This window comes from Streptomyces sp. R41, from assembly GCF_041053055.1.
Classification (GTDB): Bacteria; Actinomycetota; Actinomycetes; order Streptomycetales; family Streptomycetaceae; genus Streptomyces.
This window is the reverse complement of sequence record NZ_CP163443.1, coordinates 9,840,041-9,853,908: the sequence shown is the minus strand read 5'-3', so window position 1 is coordinate 9,853,908 and position 13,868 is coordinate 9,840,041. Positions and strand designations below refer to the sequence as shown.

Below are 13,868 nucleotides of genomic sequence, written 5' to 3'. Positions count from 1 at the left end.
GTGCAAGCCATGCTATATGCCCGTATTACTCACAACTCCGACAACAAACAGAGTCACCGTCAGTAAAAACGAGTCACCGTCAGTAAAAACGGGAGCCGCGACACCGAAACCGCCCACGCCATCGAGGAGAGATCTGCGCCCAAGCGTGACCTATTCGATGGGCGTGTCACTTGACGGCTACATCGTCGGGCCGGACGGCGACTTCGACTGGACGGGGCCCGACGAGGAGGTCTTTCGCTTCTGGATCGACGAGATTCGACAGGTCGGCGTCCACCTGTTGGGACGACGGCTGTACGAGACGATGCTGTACGGGGAGACCGCCGACCAGGATCCCTCGCTCGACGACTCAAGGCTCGAGTGGGCCGCGCTCTGGAAGCCGCTCCCCAAGGTGGTGTTCTCCACCACGCTGTCGGCGGTGCAGGGCAATGCCCGCCTGGCCTCCGGCGGCCTGGCGGAGGAGATCGAGCGGTTGCAAGCCGAGCCGCGGGAGGGCGACATCGCGATCGGCGGCGCGACGCTCGCCGCCGAGGCGGCCGCGTTGGGTCTGATCGACGAGTACCGGGCCATTCCCCTCGGGCGCACCAGAAGCCCACCTCGGTAACGGGTTCGACAGTACGACCGCCGGACGCCGCCAGGACTCATCGCGGCTCGCGGGATCCCTGGGCCAAGAACCTCTAACAGAATGATCAACAGTGTGGTTGGAGCCGACTCGGTGTCAGGTTGATGAAGGTGTAGGGGTCTTGGATGGCACGGCCGAAGCCATGGGAGGTCAGCGACGAGCTGTGGGCGGTGATCGAGCCACTGTTGCCCAAGGTCGAGCGCCGCTCGCGCTACCCGGGCCGCAAGCGCCTGGATGACCGCCTGGTCCTGCACGGCATCCTGTTCGTGCTGCACACCGGAATCTCCTGGGAACATCTGCCCCAGGAGCTGGGCTTCGGCTCGGAGATGACCTGCTGGCGACGCTTGGCCGAGTGGCACGAGGCCGACGTGTGGCAGCGGCTGCACGAGGTCCTGCTCGCGAAGCTGCGGGCCGCCGACGCGCTCGACTTCTGCGGCGCGGCCGTGGACTCCTCGCACGTCAGGCCCTTCAAGGCGGCCCAAGACGGGACGTAGTCCTGTTGACCGGGGCAGGACGGGCGGCAAGCACCGCCTGATCACGGACGGGACCCGAATCCCGCTCGCTGTCACGCTCACCGGTGGCAACCGCAACGAAGTCACCCAGCTCGTCCCGCTCTTGGAAGCCGTGCCGCCGGTGCGGGGCAAGCGCGGCCGGCCCCGCCGACGCCTGGACGTGGTCCTCGCGGACCGCGGATACGACCACGACAAGTACCGACGGCTGGTGCGCGAACACGGCATCCGGCCGCTGATTCCACGCCGCAACACCGAACGCGGCTCTGGTCTGGGCACGCAGCGATGGGTTGTCGAGCGTGCCTTCGCGCTCTTCCATCACTTCCGCCGTCTGCGGAGCCCCTGGGAGATCCACGACGACATGCACGAAGCTCTGCTCAGCCTCGGATGCGCCCTCATCTGCTGGAAGCGGCTCGCGTCACCGCGTCGGAAGTTCTGAGACGGCGCACGGCCGAGGGGAGGTCCTCCTGCTCGATGTACCGCCGTACGCGGCGGGTCGCCGCTTCGCGAGGAGGCTGGCCGTCCACAGCGGACGACCAAAAGGCAAAGGCAAGGAGGTCCCACTCCTTGCCACTCTCAACTTATAGCGCACCGGGGGGCTTGCGGCAAGACCCGGGTTGTATCGCAGAATCGGCGGCCGAAAGCCAGGACCTGCAGAAACGGGAGTCGCGAAGTGCGTGTGTTGCTGACGACGTGGGGATCGCGCGGAGATGTCGAACCGCTGGCGGGACTGGCGGTGGGGTTGCGGGAACTCGGTGTGGAGGCTCGGGTGTGCGCGCCGCCGGACGAGGAGTTCGCGGCGCTGCTGGCGCGTGTCGGTGTGCCGCTGGTGCCGCTCGGCCCGTCGGTGCGCTCGGTGGTCGCCGGCACGAAGCCACCGACGGCCAAGGACGCGTTCCGGCTCGCTCCCGAGCTGGTCGCGGCACGGTTCGAGACGCTCACCGCGGCGGCCGAGGGATGTGACGCGCTGCTGGCGACCGGCCTGATGCCGGCCGGCGCACGGGACGTGGCCGAGAAACTGGGCATCCATTACGTGCTCGCGTGCTTCCACATCCTGGGCCTGCCGTCGCGGCACTTCCCTCCGGGGAGGCGGCCGGGCACGCCGTCCCCGCAGGGTGAGACCGACAACCGGGTGCTGTGGGAGCAGGACGCCCAGCGGGTGAACGCGTTGTACGGCGAGGCGCTCAACAGCCATCGGGCGGCGATCGGCCTGCCGCCGGTGGACAACGTCCGCGACCACGTCCTCACCGGCCGGCCATGGCTGGCCGCGGACCCGACGCTGTGTCCGTCGCAGGGCATGACGGACCTCGACCTCGTGCAGACCGGGGCGTGGATCCTGCCCGACGACCGGCCGCTCCCGGAGGAGCTGGAGGCGTTCCTGGACGCCGGCGAATCGCCGGTGTACGTGGGCTTCGGCAGCATGGCCGCGCACGCCCCAGCGGACATCGCCCGGGTGGCCACGGAAGCGAGCCGCGCGCAGGGCCGCCGCGTACTCCTCGCCCGCGGCTGGGCGGACCTGGCCCCGATCGACGACTCCGCCGACTGCTTCGTCGTGGGCGAGGTCAACCAGCAGGCACTGTTCCGCCGCGTGGCCGCCGTCGTGCACCACGGCGGCGCGGGTACGACGACTACGGCGGCCGTCGCCGGCGCGCCCCAGGTGGTGGTCCCCCGGATCGCGGACCAGCCGTACTGGGCGAGGCGGGTGGCCGAGCTGGGCATCGGCGCGGCGCACGAGGGCCTGACGCCGACCTTCGACTCCCTGTCGGCCGCGCTCACCACGGCCCTGACGCCTCAGACCAGCGCACGAGCGAGGGCCGTGGCCGGCACGATCCGCACCGACGGGGCGAGGGTGGCCGCGAAACTGCTACTCGACGCAGTCAGCCAGGAAAGGCCGTCCGTGTCCGTGTGAACCACCCGGAATCGTCAAGCCGGGGACCGGCGGGCGACAGCACTCGCTTCCAGGACCACTCTGTTAGCCGTTCCTTCTGGGCCTGGCCGTCCCGGCGTGCCCAGGCGGCGTGCTGGTGAGTCCGGCAGATCGTGGAGCCGACGTTCACCGTCCACCCGATGCGACCGCGCGCGTTGGCTCGCGCCTGCACTCGCCACCGGATTCCGTCGATCAGCACCCGCTTCCACCTGGACGGCCTGCCCGTCGTCGCTGCGGCCGGCAGAAGCGGCTCTCTCGTGACGCGAGGGCGGCAGTCCGGCCGCGTCGCCAGCGGCTGTCGGCCGAGCGGTGTAGCGTCGTAATCAGCAGTCGTGGTTCCGAAGTCCCGTTCGCCCGTGATCACGATCATGGGCGTTCTTGCTGTTCAGCGCCTCTCCGGACCAGGGCGATCACCTCCCGGGCCTGCAGAGTGCGAGCCCGGCTTTCCTCGAAGGAGCAGGCCATGGCCAAGGGCACCGTGAAGTGGTTCAACAGCGAAAAGGGTTTCGGCTTCATTGAGCAGGAGGGCGGCGGACCTGATGTCTTCGCCCACTACTCGAACATTGCCGCCCAGGGCTTCCGCGAGCTGCAGGAGGGGCAGAAAGTCGAGTTCGACGTCACCCAGGGCCAGAAGGGACCGCAGGCGGAGAACATCCGACCAGTGTGACCACAGCGCCCCGCAGGAGCGGGCGGAAGGCCACCGCTGGAGCACGAACCAAGTAATCACCGTCTCAACTCGACGTGAAGCGGATTCCGAGGGATGAGCAGCCCCCGGTACCACAGTGGTGTCGGCGAAGGCGGTGGCTCGATAGGTGGCAGGAGCTGCGCGGCCGACCCGGCGTTGGCCGCGCACAGCTCGTTGCGATGAGGGCTGACAGAAGCGGCTCGTCCGCCGGGGTTGTCACGTCGACCTGAACGAGGACTTCCACCTGATCATCCGGATGCAGGTGCGGCAGCTCGGAGCCCAGCTGGCGGTGCAGCTGGGACCAGGAGGTGGTGGCTCGCTGGCGGGCGGTCTTCTTCACACCTCGGTCGTGCGGCGACGACCGGTGGCACAGGTGCGGTAGGGAGCACCGGCACCGACGCTCTGGGTGCTGCCCGGATCCTGTGGTGCCGCCGGCCGGGCAGCCACCCGCCACCGGGCTGAGATCCAGGGATGCCCCGGACGACCCGTGGACATCGCCTCCACCACCAGGACGTCGGAGGAGTCGCTGACGAGCTCCACTCACACGGCCAGTTGCGCTGCGGAGGCAAGCCCAACTGAGCGGCCGTGGCGGGCCGGAAGGGTTGATCAGCCGCTGACCGTGCGCAGAAAGTGATCGGCGTCTTCCGGCTCGCCGAGTCGGCCCACCTCCAGCCAGGAACCGTCGGCAAAGCAGAGCCGGAAGGTGGCGTACCCGCGCGGCTGGCCCGCTTCGCCCTCGATCCGGGCTTGGTCGAGGGTGAACTCCCTGACCGTCCGGAAGTCGTCGGCCTTGGTCGGCGACAGCCGGCGGCGAGGGGACGCGGCCACGCAGATGCGGTCGCGGGCCAGCATGACCAGGCGCTTGGGGCTGGGCGAGTGGCCGTACCAGCGCAGCAGCAGCTGGCCCGCGGTCAGGTTCCAGTCCCCGTCGAAGACGCCGTTGGTCGGATCCTGCTCGGGATCGCTCTCACGGGAGCGGTCTCGGCCGGAGCGCTGTGCGTCAGGTGGAGTCGTCCGTGGCCGTCCGGTCCTATGGCTACGGCTCCGTCCGGACCACAGCAGTTGGTCCAGTTTGCGGCCGAGTTTGTCGATCAAGATCATCGGCACGACCACGAAGAAGAACACCACGGCCCCGGCGTACAACAACCAGTGGTGGCGCGATTTCAGGCGACCTTTGCCCGCGGCACGGTGAACTTCCTTGGGCGGCACGGGGATTGGCTTGTGGATTTCACACCAGACCAAGGCCACGGGTTCCTCTCCCAGGACCTTCCGCGCCCGCCGCTGCACCTTGCCCTTCGCCATGCCGAAGATCCTAGTGCTGCCCCGCGGAAGCTCGTGGAGAGGTGTTGATTCCGAGGCTCGGGTCACCGAGGTAGCAGCCGCAGGGGTGGTCCAGGGCGTCTTCGGGCCAACCGATGGGCAGAGTTCGTTGGCTTCGGTGCTGACACATCCGCTGGATACGCAGGGTCGCTGGTCACTGTGGCCACGATCGCCACCCTCACTTCGGCCCCGCAGGTCTTGGGGCGGCCGAGCGAGCCGCGTCCTCGCTGGTCTCTACGCCTACCGCAAACAGCTCCTCGCCGAGGGGGACGCACACCGCGCGGACGCAAGCCAGCGCGCCGAGCGGTACACCACCGCCGCCGACAGCTCGGCCACGTCCAGGACGCCGTCCGTCTCACCGGCGTGACTGGGCAGAACAACGCCAGGTGCGCGTCGACGTCCTGTGCGCCTGCCTCCGAATGCCCTACCAACCCGACCCGACAGCCCCCGAGCACAAGGCCGGTGAGCGGGAAGTCCGGCAGACCGTCATCCGCGTCTTCCACAACCATCTACAGCACCCGGACGCACCCGCCGCCTGGTGCCAGCACGACTTCAACTTCACCGGCGCCGTCTTCGACGGCGGTAGCTTCTCAACCAACCGCCTTCGAGGAGCGGTCTCCTTCGTCGGCGTGACGTTCAGCGGCGGCACGGTCGGTTTCGCCGAGGCGAGGTTCAGCGGCACCGCCTCCGGCTGGGGCTTCGTCGTGTCCTTTAGGAGCCGCCGAGGAGCGGCGCGAGCCACGCTGTCCAGATCCAGTGGCCCAAGAGCCACAGCAGGATGACGGCGAGCAGGGCGAAGAAGGCTCCCACTGGGCCGCCGAAGAGGGCCGCCAAGAGGATCCCCATGAACGCCAGCCTCCCGAGGATGCCCATGGTGATCACGAAAGCTCACTGGGCAGTTGACCACGACCCAACGTCGTCAGAGAGTGCAAGTGGGAAAGAAGCGGCCATCCACATACGTCCCCCCGGATGTAGGCGAATGAGCCATTCAACCCCAAACAGGCATGGCCCGCAGTCTGTCGTCACGATGCTCCGACGGCGGGTCGCATAACGTGCGCCGCCTGGCGAAGGGCCAGAGAGCCTTCACCGCGGAATGAACGCGGGTCACGGTGCGCGCAGCGACCAGGCGGCGGACACCACCTCGACGGGTCACGAGACGGCCACACCGCGAACACGGCGTCTCCACACGGCGCATGATGCCCCATCAGCACCAGAATGTACTGGCGGCGTGGAGCACGGCGGCCCGTGCGGATGGGAAGAGACGGGCTGCAGGCAGGGGCAGTTAATCAGGTGGCAGTGGGCCAGGACCGCAGCAGACCAGCGATCTTCATGGCCGTGCAGGCCGGGTCACGGAGCAGGTCACGCAGGGCGACAGCGTCTTCGCGGGTGGGCTTGACCGGGATGCCGGAGGCTTCGAGGTACATGACTCCGGTCGCAGCGGCAACCGCCATGTTGGAGCGCTCCAGCCAGCGGCAGCGGCCGAGGATGTGCACCAGGGCCGCAGCCCGGGCGTAAGGGCCGTCGTAGACCGGCTGCTCGAGCAGTTCGGCCCGGTGGCAGGCGACGGCGGCCACTGGCACCCCGTAGTCGTCGGGTGCCGGGTCACCTGCCCCGGCGATCTCGGCGACCTGCAGGATCCAGGGAACATCGATGTGCAGATCCATTACGCGGCGCGCGCCCCCGGGGCAGACTGCCCGGCATCTTCGGCCTCATCGAAGACGGTCTGGTGCTCATCGAGGAACCGGCGGGCTGCCTCCAGCCCGCGGGCGCGGAGGCCCTCGGCGTCTTCCCGGATCAGCTCTGCGATGTAGTCGCCCATGCTCAACCCGCGGTCCTTGGCCCGCGCTTTGGCAAGTTCGGCGATCTCGTCGTCGACCCTGGCACCGAGTTGTGTTTTCGCCATAGCAGAATGGTAACAGCTGTTACCAGCGGGCGGCAGAGGCCGGACTGGAAGCAGGGCCAGGGCCACTGCTTCGACGACTGATCCGCCGTCTCAGGCGAGGTTCCGCGAGGCGATCAGCCGGTTGGTGACTTCTACCGTGACCAGGTATCACCAGAAGATCCAGTCGAGGAACGCTTCGTCGTATTCACCGCGCTGGTCAGCCCTGCGATGGCGCAGATCCTAGCGGTTGGCGATCTCGAACAGCGCTCCTTCATCGGGTTTCCCGACCTGCTCCTTGATCAGTGAGCGGCGTTCTTCGAGGATGCCCGCGAGGGTGACGATCGCCAACCGCCTGCCCTCGGTTGACGTGTCGTGTCCTCGGAAGAGCGCGATGGCGTGGCGGATGCGAGTGGTGATGTCGGGTGCGCTGTCGTTGAGCGCTCGGTGAACCAGCCGGCTTCGGGCGTCGTCGGTGACGGCGGTCATGCGCCCCAGGTCCTCGCCTTCCGCGGCCAGTTCGTACTCGATGCCGGCCGAGCGCACCAGCTGGTTGGCCTTCCACCGGTACAGGACGCGTGCCGGGCCGTTACGGAACTCCGAGTGGCGCCATCCGCAGCCGCTGTAGGAGTGGAAGTGCCGCACGCGGGGGCGGCTCACCAGGTCATGGAACACTTCGATCAGCCCGTAGAAGGTGTCCTCGTCCCACACCTACGGCGCCAGAGGTCACAGATCAGGGATGCCCAGGCGCCCTGTCGATCACCTCGGAAGCGTCGAACAGCTCGCTGTGATCGTCGACGCGTTCCTCGCCGAACACCTCAGCCAGGTAGCCGTTGTCGGCGAACTCGCCGACGAGCCGCGCGAAGTGACGTCGGGTGTCCCGCGCGGTACTGCCGTCGTGGGCGAGTCCGTTGCCACGGCGCTGCGGCCAGTACGGTCGTGGCGTGGCCGCGTGCCTGAGCTCGGGCGCCCGGTTGATGAGCTCCGTGAACCAGTCGTGCGGGTCCATTACGGCCCGTTTGGTGCCCCAGCCGGTGGCGGTGGTCGCCCAGGGATCGGCTGTCGGCACGGTGTGGTTGGGCAGGTCCTCGAAGCCGGCGACTGCGGTTCCGCCAGCCAGGCCTCAGGCATGAGCCATATCGCCCGGCCCCGCCAAGAGCCCGTGGATCGGAGGACGCACTCCACCTCGGACACGAACAGCGATGTGGGCCAGAGGAGTTCGTCGTTGCTCAGGTCCAGACTCACGGCGGCTTGGGCGAATCGGACGTGCCGCCGCAACGAGTGTGCATCGACCTGCGGAATCGACCCCAGAGGCCCGGGGATCCCCGGGCCAACTCGGGTCAGTTAACTGTAAAGAACCTTGACAGATGATTGGTCTAGTCCAACGATGGTCGTCGTTCGCCCCCGTTAAGGGGGGAGTTCGCCGGCGCTCACCGATCCGGCGTGCGTCTCTCGGTTCTGTCTTTCCGCTGTCCCCGCCTGCTCTTTTTCACTATGGGAGCGTCAATGAGACGACCTGGTCCTCTTCGCGTGTTGCTGTCCTGCATGACCGTCACCGCCCTGTCGGCCGGGCTGGTTGCCGTCGGAGGAGGTGGCGCGCTCGCCGCGCAATCGACACCCCCGTACGCCGCGAAGCCCATGCCCGCACACGTTGCGGCGCCGTACTTCGAGGCATGGACCGGCGAAAGCCCGGCCACGCTCGCCATCGAGTCGGGCAACAAGTACCTCACGATGGCCTTCCTCCAGACAGCCGGGGCGGGATCATGCACCGCCTACTGGAACGGTGAGTCCTCCCAGCCGATCGGCAAGGCGACCTTCGGCAGTGACATCGCCGAGATCCAGGCCCGCGGAGGCAACGTCATCCCGTCCTTCGGCGGCTACAGCGCCGACACCACCGGCACCGAACTGGCCGACAGCTGCACCAGCGTCGACTCCATCGCCAAGGTGTACGAAAGCCTCGTCACGACCTACGGCGTCACCCGGATCGACCTCGACATCGAGGCCGACTCCATCAACAACACCGCCGGGATCGCCCGCCGCAACAAGGCCATCGCCAAGGTCCAGCACTGGGCCGAACGCACCGGCCACCACGTGCAGTTCTCCTACACCCTCCCCACGACCACCACCGGCCTCGCGCCCAGCGGCGTGGCCCTGCTGCAGAACGCCGTCGACAACGGCGCGCGCGTAGACGTCGTCAACATCATGACGTTCGACTACTGGGACGGCGCCACCCACGACATGGCGGCCGACACCGAGACGGCCGCCTCCGGTCTGCACGACCAACTGGCGGCCCTCTACCCGAAGAAGAACCCGACGAAGCTTTGGCACATGATCGGCGTCACCGAGATGCCCGGCATCGACGACTACGGACCCGAGGAGACGTTCACCACGCAGGACGCCGTCACGGTCGAGAAGTGGGCCGTCGCCAAGGGCATCAACACGCTCTCCTTCTGGGCACTCCAGCGCGACAACGGCGGCTGCGTAGGCACCGCCGGCGCCAACTCCTGCTCCGGGATCGCCCAGGACCCCTGGCATTTCAGCCACACCTTCGAGCCGTTCACACGCGGCGTCGGCGTCAACTAGGGGGGTCGTCAGGCTGTTTCGATCGGGGCAGGCCCGGGGATCCCCGGGCTGTACGCCAACGAGCTGACACCCGATGGCTGTTGGTGGTGCCGTCCCGCGGCAGAGCGGGCGGTGCGCGTGGAGCGCACGCGGCCGTGGACCGGGCCCGAGACCGCATCCTTCCGCCGCGAGCCGGCCCGCACCGACCGGCTTGTGCACGCCGAACTGGCCAGCGAGGACCCGCGCCTTGCCATGCAGCGGGACAGCAAGCGTGCGGCCGCCTGGCCCGAGCCGGTCCGCCGCCCTGCCCAGCCCACTGCCGCCCCGCCCGGGGTCGCCACCATCCGCTGGCTCCGCCTACCTCCACCAGGCTCCAGCCCGGGTGTTCTCCTGAGGCTTCGGCATCCCCGCCCTCGTCGAGGCATTCGAGTACGGCAAGGCCATATCGTGACCGAGCTGATCTCCGAGCGCGTCCAGCCTTCCGGATCTTCAGCGCCCAGTTCTTCGAATCGATAGTTGCCTGTCCGGTAGTCAGTGCGGTCGGCGCAGTCCTGCGATGAGGAGTTCGACCAGTCGGCGTGGGTCGTAGCGGGGATCGCCGTCCGCGCCGATGCAGAGGTTCCCGACGCCGCGCATGAGTTCGTAGGCCTGCAGGTCGGATCGGATCTCGCCGGAGGCGGCTGCGGCGTCGAGCAGTTGGGTGCACACGGGCAGGAGGCGGTCGAGGAAGTAGGCGTGCAGGGTGTCGAAGCCGGCGTTGTCGGACTGCAGCACGGCGGCGAGTCCGTGCTTGGTGACGAGGAAATCGACGAAGAGGTTGATCCATCGCCCTAGTGCGGCGTGCGGAGTTGGGCTGGTCGCCAGGAGGGCTGGACCGGACTCGGCGCAGGCTTCGACCTGGTGGCGGTAGACGGCGATGATGAGGTCCGCTCGCGTCGGGAAGTGGCGGTAGATCGTGGCCGTCCCGACGCCGGCCTTGGCCGCGATGTCACGGATCGGCGCTTCCACGCCTGACGTGACGAAGATCGCGGCGGCCGCGTCGAGCAGGGTCTCCTTGTTGCGCCGGGCGTCCGCCCGTTTGGGCCGGGCCGTGTGCCCTGCGCCCTGGTCGCTGTCGTTCACCGCGCCGTCCTCTCCGCTACCGCGATTGCTAAACGGGACAGCGTCCCGTATCGTCAAACGGGACAAGGTTCCGTTTGCTCATGATGTCAGAGCAAGGGCCGACAACCAAGCCATGCATTCACCACGCTTCATCCGCAATGGAGGAACACGGTCATGCAGTACCGCACCTTGGGCCGCACCGGTGTGCAGGTCAGCTCCCTCGCGCTCGGCGCGATGAACTTCGGCAAGATCGGGCGCACCACCCAGGACGAGGCCACCGCCATCGTCGACGCCGCTCTCGAGGGCGGGATCAACCTCATCGACACCGCCGACATGTACAGCGACGGCGAGTCGGAAGAGATGGTCGGCAAAGCCATCGCCGGCCGACGCGACGACATCGTGCTGGCCACCAAGGCGAGCATGCCCATGGGCGACGAGCGCAACCACCAGGGCAGTTCGCGCCGCTGGTTGGTCACCGAGCTGGACAACAGCCTGCGCCGGCTCGGCGTCGACCACGTCGATCTCTACCAGATCCACCGGTGGGACCCGCGCACCAGCGACGAGGAGACCCTGTCGGCCCTGACCGATCTGCAGCGCGCGGGAAAGATTCGCTACTTCGGCTCCTCGACCTTCCCGGCCTACCGCCTCGTGCAAGCCCAGTGGGCCGCCCGCGAGTACCACCTGAGCCGTTACGTCACCGAACAGCCCAGCTACTCGATCCTGCAGCGCGGGATCGAGACCCACGTGCTGCCCGTGACCGAGCAGTACGGGCTCGGTGTGCTGGTATGGAGCCCGCTGGCTTCGGGCTGGCTGTCGGGCACGATCCGCGAGGGCCAGGAAATCGTCACCAGCCGCTCAACGTTCATGCCGCAACGCTTCGACACCACGATCCCCTCCAACCGGGCCAAGCTCGATGCCGTCGAGCAGCTGGCCAAGGTCGCCGACGAAGCCGGTCTGACCATGATCCAGCTCGCGCTCGGATTCGTGACCGCGCACCCCGCCGTGACCAGCGCGCTCATCGGCCCCCGCACACTGGACCACCTGCACTCGCAACTCGCCGCCGCAGACACCGTGCTCTCCGCCGACGTACTGGACGCGATCGACGCCATCGTCGCACCCGGCACCGACCTCGCCGCGGACGAGAAGTACGACACCCCGCCCGCGCTGCTCGACCCGTCACTGCGGCGCCGCTGATCGTCCGAGGTACAGCCTCCACATCCTCCCCCGCAGCTCCCGCGCCCGCGGGAATCGCGCAGGCGCCCGGCGAGAAGGTGTTCTTCCTCCAGCTCGCCGGCACCCGCCGAGATGGGAGGTGCCGCAGCTCATCGCAGCGGGTGAAGGCCACGTCCTCGCCGCAACCGCCCAAGCGAATCAAGTCCCGCACCTTCCGGAAGCACGTTCCGCCTGAACCTCGGTAACACGCCCCAGCCGGCGCACCGACGGCGTCGAAAGGACCAACGGCTCCATGCCACACACGCCCCGGCCCCGTTTCGGGATCATGACCGCCCCCATGCAGGTCGACTACCACGACGTCCTGCGGGTCTGGCGCGAGGCGGACACGATCCCGGAGATCGAGCACGCGTGGCTGTTCGATCACCTCATGCCGATCGGGGGCGACCCCGACGGTCCGACCCACGAAGGCTGGACGCTGCTCTCAGCCCTCGCCGCGCACACCCGACGACTGCGGCTCGGCGTGCTGGTGACCAGTAACCGGTTCCGACCGCCCGCGATGCTGGCCAAGATCGCCACGACGGTCGACATCGTCTCCGGCGGACGGCTCGACTTCGGCATCGGCGTCGGCTCACGACCCGGACATCCCCTGGCCCGGCGTGAGTACGAAGCACACGGCCTGCCCTTTCACGACTCCGCGCATGCCGTGGGGAGCCTCGCCGAAGCCTGCACGGTGATCCGGCGGTTGTGGACCGAGGAGGAACCGTTCGACCACCACGGCACCTACCACCACCTCACCGGAGCGTTCGGCAACCCCAAACCCGTCCAGCGCCCCCACCCGCCGATCCTCATCGGCGGACGCTCGTCCCCGACGCTGCGCGTGGCCGCCGAGCACGCCGACCTGTGGAACATCCCGGGCGGCGACATCGAGGACGTCATCAACCGCAGCGCACTCCTTGACCGCTACTGCGCCGAGATCGGCCGCGACCCCGCCTCGGTCACCCGCTCGATCCACCTGCCCGTCTCCTACGACCAGCCCGGCGTCACGCGGGACGCGATCGGCGACGCGATCGACGCCGGCTTCCGGCACATCGTCCTCGGACTGCCGGCGCCCTACCCCGCCGACGTCGCACGGTGGGTCACCGACGAGCTCATCAGCACGTCGGGAGCCGCTTGAACGCCGGCCGTTCGGACTACTGGATGATCTCTTCCAAGGGTTGGTGGTCGTAGGCGGTCAGTGAGCGGACAGCTGGCTTGCCGGTGTGGGGTTGCGCCAGCTCGCCGTGGTCGGGGCAAGGAGTCGTTGTGGGACGCGGACGGCCACTCCGCGGGAAGTGCGGCCGCCGTGCCGTTCGAGGTCCAGCTTGGCCTTGTCGAGCAGCTCGAACTCCTGTCCGTCATCGGCCTGCAGCAACCGAATCAAGCGGATTGGTCGAGCCAAGCCTGCGGTGGCGGTCGGGCGTGAGTGCGACGAGTACCAAAGCCCGGGGTCCTGGAGACCGGCACCGCTGACCAGCGTGCGGACCATGGCCGGGCTGGCAGGATGCCGGGTGTGCACCAGCGCTGCGAACGCGAGGCAGAGCGCTCCCTGTGTTGCACGGTCAGTCTAAAAATCAAACCGACTAGACTGGAGGCGCCGAAGCGACCAGAAGGAGGTGACGATGGCAAACTTCGATACGTTCGCCGCTGACGGGACCCGGATCTGCTCGATAGCCGACGCCCTCGAGCTGATCGGCGACCGCTGGTCACTGCTGGTGGTGCGGGAGATCGGCTTCGACGTGCACCGGTTCGACCAGATCCGCACCCGGACCGGGGCGCCACGCCAGATGGTGGCCGCCCGGCTGCGCAAGCTCGAGGAGGTCGGCGTCGTCGAACGCCGCAAATACCAGGATCGTCCGGAGCGCTACGAGTACCTCCTGACCGGGGCCGGTCGCGCCCTCCTTCCGGTCCTCGCCGAGCTGCGCCAGTGGGGACAGCGGTATGCCCCATCGCGCCCGGTCCACCATCCCGACGGCAACCGCATGGGCGGCGTCGAAGACGGCAATCCGCCACAGCCGTCACCACCAGAACCGCTCACGGACGCCAACCCCTGATCG

General features: G+C 68.3%; 12 protein-coding genes and 4 pseudogenes. 8 read left to right on the top strand and 8 right to left on the bottom strand.

The annotated features are described in order from the left end of the window. Positions 1-133: 133 nt before the first annotated feature. From AB5J53_RS44810 to AB5J53_RS44800, 3 genes and pseudogenes are all read left to right on the top strand, one after another. Positions 134-565: pseudogene (locus AB5J53_RS44810) on the top strand (dihydrofolate reductase family protein); the annotation flags it as partial. Positions 566-744: 179 nt separating this feature from the next. After that, positions 745-1,567 (top strand): IS5 family transposase gene (locus tag AB5J53_RS44805; protein ID WP_369251309.1). Its coding sequence is split into 2 segments (ribosomal slippage): positions 745-1,100 and positions 1,099-1,567, totalling 825 coding nucleotides; the frame shifts between segments, so codons are not numbered across the junction. A 234-nt stretch (positions 1,568-1,801) separates the two neighbouring features. Next, complete coding sequence (locus tag AB5J53_RS44800; RefSeq protein WP_369251308.1) at positions 1,802-3,037, top strand: glycosyltransferase; 1,236 nt, start codon at positions 1,802-1,804, stop codon at positions 3,035-3,037. A gap of 91 nt (positions 3,038-3,128) precedes the next feature. On the opposite strand, the pseudogene AB5J53_RS44795 reads toward AB5J53_RS44800, so the two are convergent. Continuing rightward, positions 3,129-3,347 (bottom strand): annotated as a pseudogene (locus AB5J53_RS44795) (hypothetical protein); the annotation flags it as partial. A 171-nt stretch (positions 3,348-3,518) separates the two neighbouring features. Between AB5J53_RS44795 and AB5J53_RS44790 the strand changes: the two are divergent. After that, entirely contained in the window at positions 3,519-3,722 is a 204-nt protein-coding gene (locus AB5J53_RS44790) for a cold-shock protein (RefSeq protein ID WP_020120296.1), read from the top strand. A 624-nt stretch (positions 3,723-4,346) separates the two neighbouring features. On the opposite strand, the gene AB5J53_RS44785 is transcribed toward AB5J53_RS44790, so the two are convergent. From AB5J53_RS44785 to AB5J53_RS44765, 5 genes and pseudogenes are all read right to left on the bottom strand, one after another. After that, positions 4,347-5,042, bottom strand: a complete 696-nt coding sequence (locus AB5J53_RS44785) for a hypothetical protein (protein ID WP_369251307.1) — start codon at positions 5,040-5,042, stop codon at positions 4,347-4,349. 729 nt (positions 5,043-5,771) lie between these two features. Then, positions 5,772-5,906: a hypothetical protein gene (locus AB5J53_RS44780; protein ID WP_369251306.1), complete on the bottom strand. Its 135-nt coding sequence runs from the start codon at positions 5,904-5,906 to the stop codon at positions 5,772-5,774. Between the two features lie 440 nt (positions 5,907-6,346). Continuing rightward, the gene (locus tag AB5J53_RS44775; RefSeq protein WP_369251305.1) at positions 6,347-6,724 is read right to left on the bottom strand and encodes a fic family toxin-antitoxin system, toxin component; all 378 of its coding nucleotides are present in this window, start codon (positions 6,722-6,724) and stop codon (positions 6,347-6,349) included. Further along, positions 6,724-6,963 carry a hypothetical protein gene (locus AB5J53_RS44770; protein WP_369251304.1) on the bottom strand — a complete coding sequence of 80 codons (240 nt, stop codon included), beginning with the start codon at positions 6,961-6,963 and terminating at the stop codon, positions 6,724-6,726. Before AB5J53_RS44770 ends, AB5J53_RS44775 begins: the two co-directional genes overlap by 1 nt. 147 nt (positions 6,964-7,110) lie before the next feature. Further along, a pseudogene (locus AB5J53_RS44765) lies at positions 7,111-8,184 on the bottom strand (hypothetical protein). A 261-nt stretch (positions 8,185-8,445) separates the two neighbouring features. Between AB5J53_RS44765 and AB5J53_RS44760 the strand changes: the two are divergent. Then, a pseudogene (locus AB5J53_RS44760) lies at positions 8,446-9,594 on the top strand (chitinase); the annotation flags it as partial. A 438-nt stretch (positions 9,595-10,032) separates the two neighbouring features. Here AB5J53_RS44760 and AB5J53_RS44755 read toward each other — a convergent pair. After that, the gene (locus AB5J53_RS44755) at positions 10,033-10,623 is read right to left on the bottom strand and encodes a TetR/AcrR family transcriptional regulator (RefSeq protein WP_369251303.1); all 591 of its coding nucleotides are present in this window, start codon (positions 10,621-10,623) and stop codon (positions 10,033-10,035) included. A 153-nt stretch (positions 10,624-10,776) separates the two neighbouring features. Here AB5J53_RS44755 and AB5J53_RS44750 point away from each other — a divergent pair, with 153 nt between their 5' ends. Then, positions 10,777-11,796 carry an aldo/keto reductase gene (locus AB5J53_RS44750; RefSeq protein ID WP_369251302.1) on the top strand — a complete coding sequence of 340 codons (1,020 nt, stop codon included), beginning with the start codon at positions 10,777-10,779 and terminating at the stop codon, positions 11,794-11,796. Between the two features lie 271 nt (positions 11,797-12,067). Continuing rightward, positions 12,068-12,949 carry an LLM class flavin-dependent oxidoreductase gene (locus AB5J53_RS44745; RefSeq protein WP_369251301.1) on the top strand — a complete coding sequence of 294 codons (882 nt, stop codon included), beginning with the start codon at positions 12,068-12,070 and terminating at the stop codon, positions 12,947-12,949. A gap of 57 nt (positions 12,950-13,006) precedes the next feature. On the opposite strand, the gene AB5J53_RS44740 is transcribed toward AB5J53_RS44745, so the two are convergent. Then, a complete protein-coding gene (locus AB5J53_RS44740; protein ID WP_369251300.1) occupies positions 13,007-13,186 on the bottom strand; it encodes a hypothetical protein in 180 nt (59 codons plus the stop codon). A 247-nt stretch (positions 13,187-13,433) separates the two neighbouring features. On the opposite strand from AB5J53_RS44740, the gene AB5J53_RS44735 reads away from it, so the two are divergent. Then, the gene (locus AB5J53_RS44735) at positions 13,434-13,865 is read left to right on the top strand and encodes a winged helix-turn-helix transcriptional regulator (RefSeq protein WP_369251299.1); all 432 of its coding nucleotides are present in this window, start codon (positions 13,434-13,436) and stop codon (positions 13,863-13,865) included. The last annotated feature ends 3 nt before the right edge of the window (positions 13,866-13,868 follow it).

What these genes read in the sequence shown, in the direction of transcription:
- AB5J53_RS44790 (WP_020120296.1), top strand. Translation starts at nt 3,519, where the DNA reads ATGGCCAAGGGCACCGTGAAGTGGTTCAACAGCGAAAAGGGTTTCGGC.
- AB5J53_RS44785 (WP_369251307.1), bottom strand. Translation starts at nt 5,042, where the DNA reads ATGGCGAAGGGCAAGGTGCAGCGGCGGGCGCGGAAGGTCCTGGGAGAG.
- AB5J53_RS44780 (WP_369251306.1), bottom strand. Translation starts at nt 5,906, where the DNA reads ATGGGGATCCTCTTGGCGGCCCTCTTCGGCGGCCCAGTGGGAGCCTTC.
- AB5J53_RS44775 (WP_369251305.1), bottom strand. Translation starts at nt 6,724, where the DNA reads ATGGATCTGCACATCGATGTTCCCTGGATCCTGCAGGTCGCCGAGATC.
- AB5J53_RS44770 (WP_369251304.1), bottom strand. Translation starts at nt 6,963, where the DNA reads ATGGCGAAAACACAACTCGGTGCCAGGGTCGACGACGAGATCGCCGAA.
- AB5J53_RS44750 (WP_369251302.1), top strand. Translation starts at nt 10,777, where the DNA reads ATGCAGTACCGCACCTTGGGCCGCACCGGTGTGCAGGTCAGCTCCCTC.
- AB5J53_RS44745 (WP_369251301.1), top strand. Translation starts at nt 12,068, where the DNA reads ATGCCACACACGCCCCGGCCCCGTTTCGGGATCATGACCGCCCCCATG.
- AB5J53_RS44735 (WP_369251299.1), top strand. Translation starts at nt 13,434, where the DNA reads ATGGCAAACTTCGATACGTTCGCCGCTGACGGGACCCGGATCTGCTCG.